Origin of the sequence: Streptomyces endocoffeicus, from assembly GCF_016741935.1 — a bacterium.
Taxonomy (GTDB): Bacteria; Actinomycetota; Actinomycetes; order Streptomycetales; family Streptomycetaceae; genus Streptomyces; species Streptomyces endocoffeicus.
In genome coordinates this window covers 340,316-355,927 of the sequence record NZ_JAERRG010000001.1, presented here as the reverse complement: position 1 = coordinate 355,927, position 15,612 = coordinate 340,316, and the positions used below count along the sequence as shown (strand labels likewise).

The window sequence follows — 15,612 nt, the reverse complement described above, 5'->3', positions numbered from 1 at the left end:
TAAGTGATGTCAAGGGAGGGGGACGCATGACGGCGCGAGGAACCGGCCGTGGCAGGCGGGTCGGCCTGACCCGCGAAAAGGTGATCGCGGCAGCGGTGACGATGATCGACCGTGATGGGCCCGACGCCTTCTCCCTGCGCAAACTGGCCACGGAGCTCGACATCGAGAACATGTCGCTCTACAACCACGTACCGAACAAGGAGGCCCTTCTCGACGGCGTCGCCGAAGCGCTGCTGGCCGGTATCGCCTTTCCCGAGGAGGAGGGCGGAACCTGGCAGCAGCGGATCCGGGCGCACGCCGCCGCCTTCCGCGCCGCCGCCAAGCGGCATCCGAAGGCGTTCCCCCTGGTGCTGACCCGGCCCACGCAGTCACCCGCCGCCCTGGAGGCCATGCGCTCCACGCTGGCCTGCCTCGACGAACTCCGCCTCGCCCCCGAGGAGATGGTCCACGTCCTGCGCGGCTACACGGCCTTCATGGTCGGCTCGATCATGCGCGAACTGGGTTACGCCATCTATCTGGGCGCCATGGACAGTGACCAGGTCCAGCAGCGCATCGAAGCCATCGCGGCCTCCGGCGACCCGATTCTGACCGCGACCGCGCCCTATCTGGCCGACAGCGATCACGACGCGGAGTTCCAGTACGGCCTGGAGCTGATGATCTCCGGCCTGGCCGCCAAGGTCGGCGTTCCCTACGAGGCGCCGCGCGTATCAGCTTGATGTGATGTGTCACGAGTGGGTATCCGTCTTGCGGTGGGGCGCCCACCTGGGGATCCGTGGCGACGCGGCTCGCCTAGAGTGCCGATCATGTCTCAGTCAAAGATCTTCAAGAACCTCGCACAGCACCCACGGTGCACCTCTGCTCAGTACCCGAAGTCCACCTCGATGCCGTCCCGGCGGATGAAGAAGACCCTGATCGCGGCCGTCGGCATCGGCATGGCCGTCGCGTTGAGCGGATGCAACGAGGACACCGGCAGTGGCACGGACAAGGACACCGGCGCCGCGGAGTCCAAGGCGCCCTCCGCGGGGTCGTCCCAGTCCTCCGCCCCGGCGAGTCCCTCGGGCGATAAGCCGTTGTTCACGGAGTGGCAGACGCAGACCTCGCAGAAGCACCACTTCCAGTACGACGTGCCCACCAAGGCCGACAAGTGGAAGGTCCTCGCCGAGGAGACGGCCCTCTCCTACACGGACAAGAACGGCCAGCCGATCGTCGTCATGACCGCGGCCGGCAACTACCGTGAGGGCGGCTGCGCGTCGAGTCCCAATCCCAAGGCATTTGGTCAGGCGGGGATGGGGCAGCTCGCCACCGTCGGCACCACGGGCGGCGGCAAGGACGGCACGCTCCAGGAGAACGCCCGCAACTGGGCGGGCAACTGGGGCTTCGAGGCGTACGGCGGTGCGGACTACAAGCCCAAGATCAAGGTCAGCGAGGCCAAGCCGTGGAAGCACGGGGGTATTGACGGCTACACCGCGACCGCCCAGGTCACCGTCACCAACCGCTCGAGCCCCTGCGTTCCGCCGAAGGCCGTCGTGCACAGCATCGCGCAGAAGCTCCCCGACGGGACGATGCACGGCTGGGTGATCTACGCGGACCAAGGAGTTCCGAACGCGCTGACGGACGCCCAGCTCAAGAAGATCATGAGCACCGTCCGGTCCACCGGCAGCTGACAACCGGCCGGCTGTCGGGCAGGACGAGTCGTCAGGCCAGGGAGCCGTACGGGGGTCGCTGGATGTTCGGATGCCGGACCCGGAAACGGGTCCGGCTGTACCCGATGTGGTTCAGGCGGAGGCGCGAAGCGGCGCCAGGGCTCCGCTCCAGGCGACGACCTGGTCGAGCAGCGTGTTGAGCGAGTCCACGCTGTGGTCGCCGGGCTTGAAGACGCTGAAGTTCTCGAACTCGGTGATCAGCGAGAGCGCCACCTGCTGGCGCACATCGGCCATCTGCAACTCGCCGACGACAAGCCGCAGATGCTCCACGGCCCGGGCGCCGCCGACCCCGCCGTAGGAGACGAAACCGACCGCCTTGTTGTTCCACTCCGCGTAGAGGTAGTCGATGGCGTTCTTGAGCACGCCGGATGTGCCGTGGTTGTACTCCGGGGTGACGATGACGAACCCGTCGAAGGAGCCGATCTTCTCCGCCCACTTCTTGGTGTGCTCGCCCTGGTACTGGCCCATCGTCGGGGGCAGCGGCTCATCCAGGTGCGGCAGCGGGAAGTCACGCAGGTCGACGAGCTCGAATTCGGTGTCGCCGCGCCGGGAGGCGATGTCGTAGACCCACTTGGCCACCTGCTCGCCATTGCGGTTGGGGCGGGTGCTGCCGAGGATGATGCCGATCCTGGTCATGGAGTTTCCTTATCGGTGTTTCGGGTTGTTTCTGCGGTTGCCGTCAGAACGAGTGGGGCCCGAATCGGCCCCAGGCCACGAAGACGGTCAGCGCCAGCAGCACCGTGTTCACGGCGGCCGACTGGGCCTCGCCGCGCCTGCCGTGCGTGATCGCGGCGCCGAACATGATCAGTGCCAGGCCGGAGGCGGCCAGCGGGACCAGCGCCGGGGCGATGTCCACCGCCGCGGGCAGAATCAGCCCGATCGCGCCGAGGGCCTCGAGCAGGCCGATCGTCTTGATCACCCCTGGCGAGAAGTCCTCGGCCCAGCCCATGGACGGGCTGGCCAGAAGCTTCTCCTTGGACTGAGCGAGCTTGACGGCGCCGGCTCCGAGGAAGACCAGGGCGAGCAGGGCAGCGACAACCCACAAGGTGACGTTCACAGGTGCAGATCCCTCTGGTGATCGGGTTGTGTGGGCCCCTCCGGCGGGCCCACAGAGGAATGGTTGAACTGTCATCCAAAGTAAAGGAAGGTAGATGACGCGTCAACCGATGAGTTCGGGAAAGGCGGTCAAGCCGCGCGCTCGGCCGTGGCCCGTGCGCTGTTCACGGCCCGTCCGCGCGCCCGTGGTGTAGGTGAGGTCGAACCTGCCGACGCCGAGCGCCTCGACGGCGCGGGCGATCCTGCGGGCGACGGTCTCGGGCGAGGTGATGTAGAGGGAGTCGTGCTCGATTTCGGCCTCGTGCTCGTCCTTGCGGACGGGCGGCCGGCCATTGATATGTCAACTAAGGCGGTGACTGGGTGCGAAATCAGGGCCCGGTCAGCTCCGATGGGTGTTCGGTGAAGTGTCAACTACGTCTAGACTTTCTCCCATGGAGGACGAGGTGCGATGGCTGACGCCTGAGGAGCAGCAGGCGTGGCGGAGCTTCCTCCGCCTGCACGACAGGCTCCGGGGCCGGTTGTCGCGCTTGCTGCAGACGGAGTCGAATGTGTCGGCCGCGGACTTCGGGGTGCTGGTCGAGCTGACGGACACCCCGGACGGCCGACGCAGGATTCTGGATCTCGCCAGGGCGCTGGAATGGGAAAAGAGCCGGATGTCCCATCACATCGGACGCATGGTGAAGCGGGGGCTGGTGGTCCGGGATGAGTGCGCCGAGGACGGCCGTGGCGCGTTCGTGGTGATCACGGACGCGGGGCGCGCGATGATCGAGGCCGCCGCTCCCCGTCATGTCGAGGCGGTCCGCGATCTGTTCCTGGACCACATCACGCCGGCGGAGCTGCGGACGCTGGCGCAGGTGTCCGAACGTGTGGTGGAGAAGCTGGACGAGGACCCGTCCTGATCACGGCCATCCGCGCCATGGCGAGATCCGGCGCCGGCCCGCCGCGATCCTCAGCGGTCAGTCCAGCTCCGCTTCCAGCCACCGCAGGACATCGGGGGTCACGGGGTCCGTGATGTCGGCGAACTCGTCATGCTTCTCGACGAACTTGGCCACGTACGGGCAGACGGGCACGACCCGCTTCCCGGAGTCGCGTACGTCGGTGAGTGCCCGCTGGACCAACAGCGCGGCCAGGCCCTGCCCGGCGAACGCGTCGCCGACCTCCGTGTGGTGGAAGACGCGTTGCGCACCGCGGTCGCGGTACGCGGTCAGGCCCGCGCGCTCGCCGTCGACCAGGATCTCGTACCGATGCCGGGCATCCACCCGCTCGACGATCGGACCGGCGGAAGGCTGGCTCATGGGGTGCCTTTCGGATGACGCAATGGGGTCAATGGCAGGGGATGGGGTCAGCGGCGCGGGGGATTCCGGCGCGGGGTGATGATGGCATTCGGCAGGGCGGGCGCGGGAATGTGGTCCGCTGTGTCTCCCTCGACGTTACCGAATTCCAGGCTCACCCGGGACGGAGCCGGGGTCAGCGGTGGCGGTGGGACAGGAGTCCCACCGCCGCGACGGCGCCGAGGACCACGACGCCGATGCCTCCGAGCAGGGCGTTGGTCATACCGGCGGCGAATGCCTCGCGGGCCGCGTCGGCCAGGTGGGCGCCCGGTCGTCCGCCGAGTTCCGCCGCCGTATGCAGCGCGCCGGTCAGGGAGCCGCGGGTCGCTTCGGCCGCCTCAGGGGGCAGGCCGCGCACCGCGTCGCCCGTGTCGGAGCGGTAGGTGGTGTTGAAGACGCTGCCGAGGACGGCGATCCCGAGCACTCCGCCCAGTTCGCGGGTGAGGTCGTTCAGCGCGGAAGCCACCCCCTGCTTCTCGGGCGGTAGCGCGGTGACGATGGCCTCCGTGGCCGGGGTCGCGGCGAAGGCGATCCCCGCGCCGAGCAGGGTGGTACTGGCGAGGAAGGGCCAGATGCCTCCTCCGCCGACGGTGGCTGCCAGTAACCCCAGACCCGCGGCGATCAGAGCCATGCCCAGCCCCATCACGGCACGCATGCCGCACCGTCGGGCGAACGCGGGGGCCGCGGGTGAAAAGATCATCGCGCCGACGGCCATCGCGACCAGGGCGAGCCCGGAGCGCATCGGCGAGTAGCCGAGGATCTGCTGCAGATACTGAAGGCCGAGAAAGAAGAAGCCGAACATCGCGATCGACTCGGCGGTGATGACGAGCGAGCCCGCGGCGACGCCCGGTATCCGGAACACCCGTACGTCGAGCAGTGGCCGCGCGCTCCTCAGCTCCCAGCCGATGAACGCCGCGAGGCCGCCGGCGCCCACCGCGAAGCCCGTGCGTACCGCTCCGTCGGACCAGCCGCTTTCCGGGCCCTCCACGATGCCGAAGACCAGCGCCCCGACGCCCACGACCGACAGCAGTGCGCCGACCACGTCAAGCCGTATGGGTTCGGCGTTCTTCGAGGTGGGCGCGAGGATGGCCGCGACCACCAGGGCGAGAGCGGCGAGTCCGGCGTTCGCCACGAACACCGAACGCCAGGAATATGCCTCCAGCAGCCCGCCGGCCATCAGTACGGCCAGCAGTGCCGAGCCGAAGCTGACCCCGGACCAGATGCCGACCGCCCGGCCGCGTTCATCGGGCGGGAAGACGTTGGTGATGATCGACAGGGTCATCGGCATGACCAGGGCGGCGCCCACGCCCGCCAGGCCGCGCAGGCCGATCACCAGATCCACGTCGTCGGTCGGCACGACGGCGCCCGAAGCCAGGGCGAAGAGAGCGAGACCTGTGAGCAGCACCCCCTTGCGGCCATAGCGGTCGCCGAGCGCACCACCCAGGAGCAGCAGGCCGGCGAAGGCCACCCCGTACGCATTCATGATCCATTGCAGCTCCGACTCGGTGGCCCGCAGATCGCGCGCCATGTCGGGTACCGCCACCAAGAGCGAGGCGAGCATGCCGACCACGACGGCGAGGGCGAGACACATCACCGCGAGTACGGCCGTCCGGTGGGCGGCCCCAGGTCGCACGGCAGGCGGAGCCGTGGATTGCCGCATGATGATCACTCCACTCAATCAACTGTTTAAAACGATCGTTTAAAGTAGAGCATGGGCTTCTTGTTTGAATCAAGCGTTCGTTTAAACTTGAGGGGATGAACGAGACCCGTTCCGCCGAGAGCGGACCCCGCTCGCCCGCGGACCAGCCCCGCCACGCCTCCACCCGCGAACGCCTCCTCGATGCCGCGGAGCGGCTCTTCGGTGAGGAGGGCTTCGCTGCCACCTCACTGCGGGCGGTGACGGTCGAGGCCGACGCCAACGTGGCCGCGGTGAACTACCACTTCGGCTCCAAGGAAGGGCTGCTGCGCGCGGTCGTCGAGCGCACGATGGCCGCGGTCAACGGTGAGCGCCTGCGCCTGCTGGAGGAACTGCGCACCTCCGGTCACCAGCCCACGGTGGAGGAACTGGTGCGCGCCTTCGTCCTGACCGGCGCGCGTCTCGTGGAGCGGAGCGGTGAACGCGGCACGGACGTCGCCCGGTTCCTCGGTCGTGTGATGTCCGAGCGCGACCCGGCCATCCGACGCCTCTTCGGGGCGGAGGTCAGTCCCGTGGAGGGCCGATACCTCGAAGCCCTGCAGGCCGCGCTTCCCCAGTTGCCCCCGGATGAGGTCGGCTTCCGTTATCGCTCCATGGTCGGCCTGCTGGGCCTCTATCAGTCAGGTGTCCTCACCGATCTCCACCCGGGCCGCGCTGTCGCGGCCACCACCGCGAACGCCGACGCCGAACGTCTGATCACCCTGCTGGCCTCGGCATTCCACGCACCGCCCACCACCGGCTGACCTGGCGGGCAACGCTCCCACGCGGACCCCGGAGGGGATGTGCGGTGGCCACGGCGAGGCGGGGACGCGCCTGGGAGAGCTGATCGGCGGTGACCTTCTCGTCCGACGCGTGGGCGGGAACCGATGCCATATCCGCCACGACTACTGGACCGGGGCGACGTTCCCCCTGTGCGCCAAGTGGATCCAGGAGAGTTTCGATGCGTTCTCGTGTGTGGTGGGGTACGACGGCCGTCGTGCTGGGCGGCCTCCTCGTGGCGGGCTGTGGCGACGGAGGCGGCGGTGGGGACGGCGACGAGGCGAGTGCCGGCGCCGAGAAGCCCGCCACCGGCGACTACCCGGTCACCGTCACCGACTGCACGGGCGCCGGGACCACGTTCTCCGAGGCCCCCGAGAAGATCGTCACCAGTAACGCCTCCAGCCTGGAGCTGCTGCTCCGCCTGGGCGCCGGTGACAAGGTGCTCGGCACCGGCTTCCCGCCCGGCAAGGGCACGCTGCCCGGTGAACTCGACGCGCGGGCACGGAAGGTGAAGGTGCTCGCCCAATCCGTGATCCCGAAGGAGAAGCTCCTCGGCTCCGGCGCGGATGTGTACATCGACACCTTCGCCTCGATGAACATGGGCGGCGGCATGGGCGACGCTCCGACGGAGGAGGAGTACAAGGCGGCCGGGATCAAGCACATCTACCTCAAGTCCACCGCCTGTGCGGCACACGACAAGCGCGCGCTGACCGAGTTGTCCGCGGTGGAGGCCGACATCACCTCCCTCGGTGCGGTCACCGGTACGAGCGCGAAGGCGAAGGAGCTCGTCGACGGCATGAAGGAGAAGGTGGGCGCCGTCCGGAAAGCGGTCGGCAGGACGGCGGAGGATGAGCGGCCGACGTACTTCTTCTTCGACTACGACGCCGGTACCAAGCAGCCCACCGCCGTCTGCAAGAGGCAGGTCGCCAACGCGGTGATCACGCTGGCCGGTGCCCGCAATGTCTTCGCCGACTGCGACGGCGACTACAAGCAGGTCGGCTGGGAGGACGTCATTTCCAGGAACCCGGACTGGATCCAGCTGGGTGTCCGTAACCGGGGCAGCGAGGCGGCGAACGAGAAGGCGTTCGACGAGGCGCGGAAGTGGCTCGAGTCGAACTCCGCCACCAAGGGCCTGAAGGCCGTCAAGGAAGGCCACTTCCTGCGCATCGGCTCCGAGCAGACCACCATCGCCGGCGTCGAGAACGCCGACACCGTCCAGAAGATCGCCAAGACCCTCTACCCGGGCAAGACCCTCTACCCGGGCAAGACCCTCTACCCGGGCAAGACCCTCTACCCGGGCAAGGTCGGCTGACCGTGCTCGATGTCACGGTGAGCGGTAAGGGTGCCACCGATGGCGCCACCGACGCCCCCGCGCGCATGCGGCGTTCCGTGCCCGCCGGGCCGCTGGCGCTGCTCCTCGCGGCCGGGCTGCTCGCGGCCCTCACAGCGGCGGTCGCCTGGGGCTCCACATCGATCCCGCCGGGTGAGGTGTGGAGCGTGGTCTGGCGCAGACTGACCGGCCATGCCCCCAGACCCGGCACGAACGATCTGATCGTCTGGCAACTGCGCCTTCCTCGCGCTCTGTTGGCCGCGCTAGTGGGTGCCGGGCTCGGTCTGGTCGGTACGGCGATGCAGGCCCTCGTCCGCAACCCGCTGGCCGACCCGTACTTCCTGGGCGTCTCCAACGGCGCCTCCCTCGGCGCCGTCGCCGCCATCGTCCTCGGCCTCGGCACCGGGGGCGCCCTGGGTCTCGGCCTGTCCGGCGCCGCGTTCGCGGGGGCCCTGGCCACCTTCGCTCTCGTCTGGGCGGTGGCCCGGCGCGGCGGGGGATTCGCACCGCTCAGACTGGTGCTCGCCGGGGTGGCCATCGGGCAGTTCCTGTCCGGCTTCACCAGCTACCTCGTCCTCCAGGCCGGGGACGAGCAGCAGACGCACAGTGTGCTGTTCTGGCTCATGGGCAGCCTGAGCGGCGCGAGCTGGCCCCTGCTGGCCGCCCCGGCGGTGGCCGTTCCGGCGGTCCTGCTGCTGCTCCAGGCCCGGGCGCGAGGGCTCAACGCGCTGCTGATGGGTGATGAGACGGCCGCCGGGCTCGGCATCGACGTCGTACGGCTGCGCCGTGAGCTGTTCGCGGTCACCAGCCTGCTCACCGGCGTCCTCGTCGCGGTCTCCGGGGCCATCGCCTTCGTCGCGCTCATGGTCCCCCATGTCTGCCGTCTGGTCGTCGGCGGTGACCACCGTCGCCTGCTGCCCGTGTCGGCGCTCTTCGGCGCGCTGCTGCTGGTGGTGGTCGACCTCGTGTGCCGTACGGCCATGGAGGCGCAGGAACTGCCGGTCGGGGTCGTCACCTCGCTGATCGGCGCTCCGGCGCTGCTGTATCTGCTGGACCGGCGGTTGGGGAGCGGGAGTTGAGGACCGGACGGAGGGCGGGAGAGGCGGTCCTGTCCGAGGAAGCGGGAGCCGAGGACGGACCGGGGGAGCGCCGGTTGAGGATCGACATCGAGGACCTGAGTGTCGCGTATGCCGGACGCACGGTGGTGGCCGGTGCCCACCTCATCGCGGCCGCGGGCGAGATCACCGGCCTGGTCGGGCCCAATGGCAGCGGCAAGTCCACGCTCCTGCGGACCGTGTACCGGCATCTGAAGCCCGCCGCCGGGCGCGTTCTGCTCCAGGGCACCGACATCCGCGCGCTGAGCCCCGCCCGGTCGGCCCGGCACATCGCCGCCCTTCCGCAGGAGCGCGGTGAGGACTTCGAGCTGACCGTGGGTGAGGTCGTCGCCATGGGGCGCACCCCCTACAAGCGGGCGTTCGCCGGGGAGGACGCCGCCGACCGGGACATGGTCGCCCGTGCCCTCGCCGATGTCGGCATGGCGGACCACTCCGCCCGCCGCTTCACCGAGCTGTCCGGAGGCGAACGCCAACGCGTGCTGCTGGCCCGCGCGTTCGCCCAAGCGGCGGACGTCCTGGTCCTGGACGAGCCGACGAACCACCTCGACATCCGCCACCAGGTCGAACTGCTCGCCCTGCTGCGCGGCCGCCGCCGTACGACCCTGGTCTCGCTGCATGACCTCAATGCCGCCGCTTCCGTGTGTGACCGGCTCCACGTCCTGCACGACGGCCGTGTGGTCGCCTCCGGCGCACCCCGTGACGTGCTGCGACCGGCCCTGCTGGCCGAGGTGTTCGGTGTGCGCGCGGCCGTGATCGAGCACCCGCTGACCGGGGACCCGCTGATCGCCTTCGACCATCGGGAGGGCGCATGACGGACGACGCTTCCGGTGCGGAGCGGCGTGGGGACGTGTCGGAGCGGCCCGGGGACGTGTCCGAGGTCCACGACCGCTGGCTCCTGGTGTTCGTGGCAGGTGTGCTGTCGTTCGTCGCGATGCTCGACATGAACATCGTGAACGTGGCGCTCGCGGACATCTCCGAGGGCCTGGGGGTGTCGGCCGCGGCGGCGCAGTGGGTGGTCCTGGGCTATCAACTCCCGGTCGTCGCCCTGCTGTTGCCCGTCGGTCGCTGGCTCGACGACATGGGCGTCCGCCCCGCGCTGCTGGCCGCGACCGCCGGTTTCGGGTTGTGCAGCGCGCTTGCCGCCGCGTCCCCCTGGGCGTTCTGGCTGATCGCCGCCCGGATCGGACAGGGCGCGTGCGGCGCCGTGCTGTTCGTGCTGATGCCGGTGCTGGCGGTCCGTTCCGTACGGCCGGAACTGCGCGGGCGCGCGATGAGCGTGCCGGCGACCCTCGGCCCCCTGGGCGCCGTCATCGGACCGGCCGTCGGAGGGCTGGTCCTGGACCATCTGGGCTGGCGCTGGATCTTCCTGGTCAAGATCCCGCTCTGTCTGGCGGCGCTGGCAGTGGTGTGGCGGGCGATGCCCCGGGGCGGGCGCCTGCACGGCCCGGACCGGCGTTCCCTTGCCGATACGGCCCTGGTGGCTACCGGAGTAACGATCCTGCTGTTGGCCCTGACCCTGGTCTCCGACGCGCCTGCCTGGCTCGCCCTCGCCCTCGTCGCCGTACCGCCGCTGTGGTGGTGGCTGCGGGGCCCGGGCGGCCGTCCGGTGACCGATGTGCTGCGGGCCGCGGGGCTGCTGCGGGTGCACGGCGCGGTGCTGGCGCTGGCGGTGGGCTTCGCCGCCATGCACTACGTGGTCGCCCTGCACCTCCAGCACGACGAGGACGTCAGCGCGACCACCACGGGCCTGACCGTGCTCGCCTTCCCCCTCGGCATGGGGCTGGCGGGTCCCCTCGGCGGACGGCTCGCCGACCGCTGCGGTGCCAGGCCCGTCGCGGTCACCGGTGCCGCCCTCACCGCCACCGGGCTGCTGCTGCTCGTCCTGATGGGCGACGGCTGGTCCCCGCCCGAGGTGGCCTGGCGGCTGGTCCTGGCCGGACTCGGCATGGGGCTGACCGGCGGACCCACCCAGGCCCTGGTCATGGGCGCCGCTCCGCCGGGCCGCGCCGCCACGGTCGGCTCCACGGTGCAGCTCGCCCGCAGCCTCGGCTTCACGCTCGGCCCGGCTCTCGCCACGGCGGCCTGGCGGCTGACGGGCCCGGACGGCGGCGCGCGGACGGGCCTGGCGCTGGCCGCCACCGCCGCCTGCCTCGCCGTGCCCCTGCTCGCCCTGCCCGCCCGAGGTCCGGCGAACCTCCCCGGGAACGCCACCGACGCGGCACCCGCCGCACCCCGCTGAGCCATCGATCCCCAGCCCTCACCGAGGAGCGTACCCATGTGCGGAATCACCGGCTGGGTGTCCTTCCACCAGGACGCCCGCACCCAGGCCCCGGTCATCGAGGCCATGACCGCCGCTCTCACCCCGCGCGGGCCCGACGCGGGCGGAGTCTGGCTCGGCGAGCACGCCGCGATCGGCCACCGTCGCCTGGCCGTCATCGACATCGAAGGCGGCGCACAGCCGATGACCGACCGGCCGGATGCCCCGGCGACCGTCCTCACCTATAGCGGTGAGATCTACAACCACCATGAGCTCCGCGCCCAACTGAGAGGCCTGGGCCATGAGTTCCGGACCCGCAGTGACACCGAGGTGGTGTCGCGCGCCTACGCCGAGTGGGGCGAGGCGGTGGCCGACCACCTGGACGGCATGTTCGCGTTCGCCGTCTGGGACGAGCGGCAGCGGCGGCTGCTCCTGGTCCGCGACCGGCTGGGCGTCAAGCCCCTGTTCTGGGCGGCCGTCGACGGCGGTCTGGCTTTCGGCTCCGAACCCAAGGCACTCTTCGCCCACCCGGAGATACGGCCGCGAGTGGACGCGGACGGGCTGCGCGAGGCGTACAGCCTGCTGTTCAACACCGGTCCGACAGTGTGGTCAGGTGTACGGGAGGTCGAGCCCGGCGGCCTGCTCCTCCTGAACCGGCACGGCATCCGCGAACGCCGCTACTGGCAGCTGGAGGCCGGCGCCCACCCGGACGACCGGGACGCGACCGTCGCCCGCGTGCACGACCTGGTGAGCACCGCCGCCCGCGCCCAGCTGGAGGCCGACGTCCCCCTGTGCTCCCTGATGTCCGGCGGCATCGACTCCACCGTCCTGACCGCCCTGCTCGCCGACGAACTGCGGCTGCGCGAGGGCCCGGACGCCCGCATCCGCTCCTACGCCGTCGACTACAGCGACCAGGCCGAGAGCTTCACCGGCGACGTCCTGCGCACCGGACACGACACCCCGTACGCCACCGAAGCGGGCGCGTTCATCGGCACCGACCACAGCACGGTCGTACTGGACCCGCGTGCTCTGCTCGACCCCGAACACCGCGAGGCCGTGGTCGTGGCCCGCGACTCGCCGATCGGCGTCGGCGACATGGACACCTCCCTCTACCTCCTCTTCGGGGAGATCCGGAAACACTCCACCGTCGCCGTGTCCGGTGAGGCCGCCGACGAGGTCTTCGGCGGCTACCCCTGGTTCCACGACCCCAAGGCGCTCGCCGCGCCCACCTTCCCCTGGCTGCTGGTGACCGGCGACGAGGCCGCCATGCCGCTCAACCCCGAACTCGGCCTGCGCATCGGCGAGTTCCGCGAGGACACTTACCGCGGCGCCCTGGCCGCCGTACCGCACATCGATGGCGAGTCGGAGACCGAGCACCGGCAGCGCGAGATCCAGCACCTGTCGCTCACCCGCTGGCTGCGCCAGCTCCTGCACCGCAAGGACCGGCTGAGCATGGCCCAGGGCCTGGAAGTACGCGTCCCCTACTGCGACCACCGGCTCGTCGAGTACGCCTTCACCTCCCCATGGGCGCTGAAGAGCTTCGACGGCCGGGAGAAGAGCCTGCTGCGCGCGGCGGGCACGGGGCTGGCGCCCGAGTCGGTGCTGCACCGGCCCAAGAACCACTACCCGGCCACCCACCACCCCGACTACAACCGCGGCCTTCAGGACATGGCCCGCGACGCGCTCGCCGACGACCGGGTCCGCTCCCTCGCCGACGAGACCCGCATCAAGCCCTGCCTCGACACCGCGCCCGATCAACTCCGGTGGGGCCACCGGCTCCGCCTCGAACGCGTCGTCGACCTCGCCCTCTGGCTCGACCACTACCAGCCCGACCTCGCCCTCTGAGGAGCGCCCGCCATGACCCTCCAGGAGCCTCTGCCCGCCATGGACGCGGACGGCCCACGCGAACCCCTGCCCGACCCGGTCCCGCTCATGGGCTGCCCGTACAAGGCCGACCCCTATCCGCTGTACGAGCGGATGCGGGAGAGCGGTCCCGTCCATCGCGTCCTGTTCCCCAGCGGTGTGCACGCCTGGCTCGTCACCGGTTACGAGGCCGCCCACGCCGCGCTGAACGACGACCGCCTGGGCAAGAACCACGACCGCGGCAACGACCACTGGCGCGCCCGCGCCTCGATCATGCCCGAGCCGCTCCACTCCCAGCTCCAGGTCCACCTCCTGCACCAGGACCCGCCCCGGCACACCCGCATGCGGCGCTTTGTCACCGACGCCTTCACCCCGCGCCGTATCGAGCGGCTGAGGCCCCGGTTCCAGGAATTGGCCGACACCCTCGTCGACGCCCTCCCGGAAACCGGTCCCACGGACCTCGTCACCGGCTTCGCCGCCCACTTTCCCTTCCGGGTCCTCGCCGAAGTGATCGGCCTGCCCCCCGAGTTGGCCGCCCGCTTCGACCGCGACTGGGGCAAGGTCGTCCAGCCGGTGGGACCCACCGACCCCGGACGGCCGCTGTACGAGGCCCGTCTGCACGGACTGCAGAGCTACATCGCCGACGTCGTCGCCCACAAGCGCGAACACCCGGAGGACGACCTGCTCAGCGGCCTCGTGGTGGCCCGCGATCGCCGAGAGCTGTCGCCGGAGGAGCTGGACTCGATGATCTTCCAGCTCCTGGTGGCCGGCCAGGAGCCGGTCACCAACCAGATCACCACCGCCCTGATCGCCCTCTTCCGCCACCCCGCCGAGCTCGCCCGGCTGCGGGACAACCCGGATCTGACGCCCCGCGCGGTCGACGAACTCCTCCGCCACGACAGCGCCTTCGAGCTGACCACATGGCGTTTCCTCGACCAGGACGGCGACCTGCACGGTACGAGGATCCCGGCCGGTGACTCCGTGATCATCTCGCTGTGCGCCGCCAACCGCGACCCGCGCCGCTTCCCCGACCCCGACGCACTCGACCTCGACCGCTCGCCCAACCCCCACCTGGCCTTCGGCCACGGCATCCACTTCTGCCCCGGAGCCGCCCTCGCCCGAGCCGAGCTCCAGATCGCCCTGGACACCCTCCTGGCCCGCCTCCCCGGACTGCGCCTGGCCATCGACGACGAGGACATCGAGTGGATCCCGGCGGTCCTCGGACGGGGCACCAACCGCCTGCTCGCCGGCTACGACCGGCGCATCTGACCCAGCGCCGGTGACCACCGGCTTCCCCTGACCGGCCCGGCTGATCCCACCCGTTCCCACCCGTTCCCACCCGTAGGCGCCCGGCGCGGCACGCCGAGGCGCCATACGGCCATGCCCGCATGCCCGCATGCCCGAATGCCCGCGTCGCACACCTTCACGGAGGACCCCATCCATGCCGCTGACGACCACGCCGGACACCCGCTCCACGAGCGGCATCAGCGCCGCCATCCTCAACCTGCTCCTGCCGCACCACCGCACGACCACCGCCGCGCCCGGGGGAGTGGTGGCGTTCCCGCACCAACTGCGCCAGATCGACCACTTCGTACGCGCAGGAGAACCCGTGGTCTTCACCCTGCCCGGCTTCCCCTGCAAATCCCCCAACCCCGCCAAGGTCCTCGGCCACCTCCCCGACCAGGGCGAACGCCTGTCCCTCGGCTTCCTGAACACCCTGTGCGGGGAGATCGAGCGGATCCACCCGCCGGGCGCCCGCGTGATCATCTGCTCCGACGGCCATGTCTTCGGAGACCTCATCCGCGTCCCGGACGACCACATAGACCGCTACGCGGACGCACTCGGACACCTCATACGGGAGGCGGCCCTGCACCGCCTCTCCGTCTTCGACCTGCGCGATGTGCTGGGTGACCTGCCCCACGGAGCCAAGCGCGCCCGGGTGCAGCAGCGGTACGCCCCCACCCTGGAGGCGCTGCGGGCGGAGGTCCGCTCCGAGGGCCACACCCTGGCCCTGTACCGGGGCATCACCCGATTCCTCGTCGACGACACCGCGGACTTCACCGGCACCCGCTCCGCCCTCCAGCGCGACTGCCGCAAACGCGCGTACGGCGTCATCCAGCGCAGTCGCGCCTGGGGCGCCCTGATCGCCGAGCACCACCCTCGCGCCGTCCGGTTGTCCATCCACCCCCAGGCCATCGGCGCCCCGAAGTTCGGCATCCGCCTCCTCGACGCCCCCGACGTCTGGACCACCCCCTGGCACTCCGCCGCCCTGCACCGCACCGACGGCACCTGGACCCTCATGCCCCGCATCCGCGCGGAACAGCTCGGCCGCCTGGTCCACCGGCACGGCAGGCCGAGCCATTACGAACAGGGCTGAGCCCGCGCCCCTGTTGTGACCCGCGTCACCGCAAGGCAGCGGAACTCGGGTGCCGGCCGGTCCGACTCCTCTACCGGTGCGGCTGGACTGGCTGAGGCCGTACGAAGCGATCGGAGTTTCGTCAC

The 15,612-nt window shown here is 70.5% G+C and carries 15 protein-coding genes; 11 read left to right on the top strand and 4 right to left on the bottom strand.

What is annotated here, in order from left to right; translation table 11 throughout:
* The first annotated feature begins 26 nt into the window (after nucleotides 1–26).
* On the top strand, nucleotides 27–716 hold the full coding sequence (locus JK364_RS01625) for a TetR/AcrR family transcriptional regulator C-terminal domain-containing protein (RefSeq protein WP_201846712.1): 690 nt from the start codon (nucleotides 27–29) through the stop codon (nucleotides 714–716).
* A gap of 87 nt (nucleotides 717–803) precedes the next feature.
* Nucleotides 804–1,664 (top strand): DUF8017 domain-containing protein, encoded by an 861-nt coding sequence (locus tag JK364_RS01620; protein ID WP_230991259.1) that lies wholly within the window; start codon nucleotides 804–806, stop codon nucleotides 1,662–1,664.
* Nucleotides 1,665–1,775: 111 nt separating this feature from the next.
* Here the strand turns inward: JK364_RS01620 and JK364_RS01615 are convergent, their stop codons facing one another.
* On the bottom strand, nucleotides 1,776–2,339 hold the full coding sequence (locus JK364_RS01615) for an NADPH-dependent FMN reductase (RefSeq protein ID WP_201846710.1): 564 nt from the start codon (nucleotides 2,337–2,339) through the stop codon (nucleotides 1,776–1,778).
* 43 nt (nucleotides 2,340–2,382) lie between these two features.
* Nucleotides 2,383–2,760 carry a DoxX family protein gene (locus JK364_RS01610; RefSeq protein ID WP_201846708.1) on the bottom strand — a complete coding sequence of 126 codons (378 nt, stop codon included), beginning with the start codon at nucleotides 2,758–2,760 and terminating at the stop codon, nucleotides 2,383–2,385.
* A gap of 430 nt (nucleotides 2,761–3,190) precedes the next feature.
* Here JK364_RS01610 and JK364_RS01605 point away from each other — a divergent pair, with 430 nt between their 5' ends.
* Nucleotides 3,191–3,658 carry a MarR family winged helix-turn-helix transcriptional regulator gene (locus JK364_RS01605; protein WP_201846706.1) on the top strand — a complete coding sequence of 156 codons (468 nt, stop codon included), beginning with the start codon at nucleotides 3,191–3,193 and terminating at the stop codon, nucleotides 3,656–3,658.
* Between the two features lie 57 nt (nucleotides 3,659–3,715).
* On the opposite strand, the gene JK364_RS01600 is transcribed toward JK364_RS01605, so the two are convergent.
* Together JK364_RS01600 and JK364_RS01595 are read right to left on the bottom strand one after the other, a co-directional pair.
* Nucleotides 3,716–4,054, bottom strand: a complete 339-nt coding sequence (locus JK364_RS01600) for a GNAT family N-acetyltransferase (RefSeq protein ID WP_201846705.1) — start codon at nucleotides 4,052–4,054, stop codon at nucleotides 3,716–3,718.
* 172 nt (nucleotides 4,055–4,226) lie between these two features.
* Entirely contained in the window at nucleotides 4,227–5,750 is a 1,524-nt protein-coding gene (locus JK364_RS01595; RefSeq protein WP_201846703.1) for an MFS transporter, read from the bottom strand.
* Nucleotides 5,751–5,845: 95 nt separating this feature from the next.
* Here JK364_RS01595 and JK364_RS01590 point away from each other — a divergent pair, with 95 nt between their 5' ends.
* The 8 genes from JK364_RS01590 to JK364_RS01555 all read left to right on the top strand — a co-directional run bounded on the left by JK364_RS01590 (nucleotide 5,846) and on the right by JK364_RS01555 (nucleotide 15,487).
* Nucleotides 5,846–6,529: a TetR/AcrR family transcriptional regulator gene (locus tag JK364_RS01590; RefSeq protein WP_201846701.1), complete on the top strand. Its 684-nt coding sequence runs from the start codon at nucleotides 5,846–5,848 to the stop codon at nucleotides 6,527–6,529.
* Nucleotides 6,530–6,726: 197 nt separating this feature from the next.
* A complete protein-coding gene (locus JK364_RS01585) occupies nucleotides 6,727–7,857 on the top strand; it encodes an ABC transporter substrate-binding protein (RefSeq protein ID WP_201846699.1) in 1,131 nt (376 codons plus the stop codon).
* A 65-nt stretch (nucleotides 7,858–7,922) separates the two neighbouring features.
* Nucleotides 7,923–8,954: a FecCD family ABC transporter permease gene (locus JK364_RS01580; RefSeq protein WP_201848819.1), complete on the top strand. Its 1,032-nt coding sequence runs from the start codon at nucleotides 7,923–7,925 to the stop codon at nucleotides 8,952–8,954.
* Nucleotides 8,955–9,028: 74 nt separating this feature from the next.
* Nucleotides 9,029–9,802, top strand: coding sequence for an ABC transporter ATP-binding protein (locus JK364_RS01575; protein WP_201848817.1), 774 nt, complete (start codon nucleotides 9,029–9,031; stop codon nucleotides 9,800–9,802).
* On the top strand, nucleotides 9,799–11,229 hold the full coding sequence (locus JK364_RS01570) for an MFS transporter (RefSeq protein ID WP_201846697.1): 1,431 nt from the start codon (nucleotides 9,799–9,801) through the stop codon (nucleotides 11,227–11,229). The genes JK364_RS01575 and JK364_RS01570 overlap by 4 nt, the downstream gene beginning before the upstream one ends.
* Nucleotides 11,230–11,265: 36 nt before the next feature.
* Nucleotides 11,266–13,092, top strand: a complete 1,827-nt coding sequence (gene asnB / locus JK364_RS01565; RefSeq protein WP_201846695.1) for an asparagine synthase (glutamine-hydrolyzing) — start codon at nucleotides 11,266–11,268, stop codon at nucleotides 13,090–13,092.
* 12 nt (nucleotides 13,093–13,104) lie between these two features.
* Nucleotides 13,105–14,379, top strand: a complete 1,275-nt coding sequence (locus JK364_RS01560; RefSeq protein ID WP_201846693.1) for a cytochrome P450 family protein — start codon at nucleotides 13,105–13,107, stop codon at nucleotides 14,377–14,379.
* A 172-nt stretch (nucleotides 14,380–14,551) separates the two neighbouring features.
* Nucleotides 14,552–15,487 carry an L-tyrosine/L-tryptophan isonitrile synthase family protein gene (locus tag JK364_RS01555; RefSeq protein WP_201846691.1) on the top strand — a complete coding sequence of 312 codons (936 nt, stop codon included), beginning with the start codon at nucleotides 14,552–14,554 and terminating at the stop codon, nucleotides 15,485–15,487.
* Nucleotides 15,488–15,612: the final 125 nt, after the last annotated feature.